This is a genomic window from Barnesiella sp. CU968, from assembly GCF_905219685.1.
Classification (GTDB): domain Bacteria; phylum Bacteroidota; class Bacteroidia; order Bacteroidales; family Muribaculaceae; genus Lepagella; species Lepagella muris_A.
On the sequence record NZ_CAJMXD010000583.1, the window covers coordinates 1 to 1,187 of the forward strand.

Annotated in this window: 2 protein-coding genes; one reads left to right on the forward strand and one right to left on the reverse strand. The window is 49.3% G+C overall.

Features of this window, described 5'->3' with window-relative positions; all coding sequences use genetic code 11:
• Positions 1 to 290, forward strand: a 290-nt coding sequence (locus JX312_RS13845) for an RNA-binding S4 domain-containing protein (protein WP_204458505.1), incomplete at its 5' end; no start/stop codon positions are given.
• 61 nt (positions 291 to 351) lie between these two features.
• On the opposite strand, the gene JX312_RS13850 is transcribed toward JX312_RS13845, so the two are convergent.
• Positions 352 to 1,187: META domain-containing protein (locus tag JX312_RS13850; RefSeq protein WP_204458507.1), on the reverse strand; the 836-nt coding region annotated here is incomplete at its 5' end.

The following is a 1,187-nucleotide window of genomic DNA, read 5'->3' on the forward strand; positions in this document are numbered from 1 at the left end:
GCATAAAGGAGGGTGACGTGATCGATGTGAAAAAGCCGCCGATCACTTATTCTTTCCGTGTGCTGAAAGTTACAGGCAACCGTCTCGGTGCGAAGCTTGTGCCCGAATATCTGGAGAATGTGACAGCTCCCGAGCAATATGAGCTGCTCGAGATGACGCGCATCTCAGGATTTGTTGACAGACGCAAGGGACTGGGACGACCCACGAAAAGAGACAGCCGTGAACTTTCCCGTTTCAAAGAGGAGAGTTACACGGCAGATGATTTTTATCTTGACTGGGAGGACGAATAAAGGGGATTTGATTCAAATCCCCTTTATTAGTCTTGATATTATATCATTGCCTTAAATCAAGTCAGTCGGCGGCTCTGGTGAGGAGCAGAATCTGTTTTCCCTGACTGTTGAGGAGTATCACCTCTTTGGGACTTATCGGTTTCGCGGTCGAAGCCTCTTCAAGCGCTACCAAGAGTTCGGTCTCATTGTTTTCCGGCGGGCATGCCATGCGTGTTGTCGCAATCGAGCTGAATGAAATCGAGTTTGCAGCCTCCATGTCTGTCTCAAGCGATCCGTTGAGGATGTTGCATCCGGTGTTGCCGTGCACTTTCCCTTCCGGCACGTCAATCACGAGCTGCACATCGGGATTCGTGACCCTGGTGTCGTTGATGCGGGTCACATTCCACGCCCCGTTGAGGAAATCGAAATTCTGATGCATTAGTTCCATAACCTTATTTTTGTCTGCGTCAAGGAAATACAGATAGTAGTCATCGCCCTTGATCTCCCATGTGTAGAATCTTGTCGCATCGAGAGCCCTGTTTATCTCATAATCGGTTATTCCTTCCTTGGCACACATCATCATGGTTGTCGCCAACTTTGTGAAAGTTATCGTGCTGTCGGCGGCGTTATATTTATATCCGCCGTTAAGCATATTGCAGCCGTTGTTGCCGTATACGCGTCCTTCCGAAGGCTCGAACTTGAGGAAAGGAGCTTTCTCGCCTACGGCATTCTTGCCGTAAACCTTCTCTATCGCCCAGTCTCCCTTGACCACACCTTTCGCTATCTCTTCCGAGGTGTAGGTCTTGATTTCCTTTTTAGCCGCTATGTGTTCGCGGTCGTGGGGAAGCACAGCCTCCTGACTTATCTCTTTTCCGCTTTCGTTCGGCGCGGATTCGCTTTTGCCTGTAACTTTGTTAA